Annotated in this window: 1 protein-coding gene and 1 pseudogene; one reads left to right on the forward strand and one right to left on the reverse strand. The window is 69.1% G+C overall.

Annotated features, from left to right (window positions below):
• Nucleotides 1–211 (reverse strand): annotated as a pseudogene (locus AC1D1G_RS44920) (fatty acid--CoA ligase); the annotation flags it as partial.
• A gap of 116 nt (nucleotides 212–327) precedes the next feature.
• Between AC1D1G_RS44920 and AC1D1G_RS44925 the strand changes: the two are divergent.
• On the forward strand, nucleotides 328–1632 hold the full coding sequence (locus AC1D1G_RS44925) for a PucR family transcriptional regulator (RefSeq protein ID WP_477956907.1): 1305 nt from the start codon (nucleotides 328–330) through the stop codon (nucleotides 1630–1632).
• Nucleotides 1633–1678: the final 46 nt, after the last annotated feature.

Here is a 1678-nt window from a genome sequence, read left to right on the forward strand (position 1 = left end):
CACCGAGCCCGGTCAGCGCGCCGGCCAGGCGCCGGGCGCGCCCGGCACAGGCACCGAGAGTGGTGCGGGTGATCGCCCCCGAGGGCCGAAGCGACACCACCTCTCGGTCGGTGTGAAACCGCTCGGCGCGCTCGACGATGCTCGTCAGGGTCAGCGGGTAGTCGTCCATACTGGCCCCGGTGAGGAGCTGCTCGGTTCCGTTGTTTGGCATGCATCAATAGTCGCTGGCCAGGGCCATCGAGTGCTTGTCCGTGCGCGCCAACAAACCGGCCCGCTGTTGTCGAATATCCACACCACCGCCACACGCGCAGCGATAGCGTGAGATGCATGGAACCCGGCTGGGTGGGCGCCCGCGGTGAGCGCGAGCGACGGCTGTGGTCGACGGTCCTGCAACCCGCGGCCGTCGAACTCRCCGCCCGTGCCCCCGAGCTCGCCGACGCGGTCGCCGCCTACACGAGCGAGCGGCTGCCCGAACTCCTCGCCAACGCGGAGGCGTTGGAGGTGAACCGGGCGAGCACCGAAGTGAGTATCCGCCTCTTCGCCGAGGYGCTGCAGTCCGGCGAAGACCCCGCGGACGCCGCCAGCCTCGGCTCGGCGACCCTCGCCTACGCGCAGGACGGTGCAAGGCACGGCATACCACTGACCACCTTGCTACGCAGCTACCGGCTCGGCCACGCCGCAACGTCTGCGCACCTCAACGCGATCCTCGCGAACCACGCGGCCGACGCGGACGAGCTGAACCGCGCGAACGAACTGTTGTCGGCGTGGCTGTTCGCGTATGTCGACGCCGCGCTCTGCCTGGTCGAGGAGGTCTACGTCGCCGAACGCGATCGTTGGCTGCGCAGCACCGCCGCCACCCAGGCCGAGACGATCAGAACGATCCTGTCCGGACAGCCCATCGACATCGACGTGGCGGGCCGGCGGCTGCGCCACGAACTGGGCCGGGTGCACCTCGGCGCCATCGCCTGGCTCGACAGCCAGGAGGAGGGACGCGACACCCTCACCGTGCTCGAGGCCGCCATCCGCGACATCGCCACCGCACTCGGCAGCCGCAAGACCCTCATCCATCCCCTCGGAATACTTTCCGTTGCAGCGTGGATCAGCTCCACATCCGTCGTGCCGTCCCGGGTCCTGGACGAGCTGCGGCTGCGGACCGCGACAGCGCCCGGCGTCCGCGTCTCGATCGGCGAGCCCGCCCGCGGCATCGCAGGGTTTCGCGCCAGCCATGCCGAGGCCCTGCAAGCGCAGCGAGTCGCCCAGCTGGCCGGGCGCCCCGCGGGCAGCATCACCCGCTACGACGACATCTCACTGCGCTCGCTCGCCACAGCAGACCTCGACCATGCCCGCGCCTTCGTTGAACGCGAGCTCGGTTCATTGGCATTGGGGGACGACACCACCCGCCGGCTCGCCGCGACGGTACGCGTCTACCTCTCCGAAAACGGCAGCCGCGGCCGAACGGCGAAACGACTCAGCGTTCACGAGAACACCGTCAGCTACCGGCTCCGGCAAGCCGAAGAAATACTGGGACGGTCCGTGGACAAGCGCACCCTCGAGCTGCGCGTCGCACTCGCCCTCGCCGAGCTCGTCGGTGAGGCATCGGATACCGACCGCTCCGCACCCGGCATCGACTAGGAAAATATCCGACACATCTACTGGGGGAAGCACATTCGTCAGTAGC

The organism is Rhodococcus sp. P3_B8 (assembly GCF_056402775.1).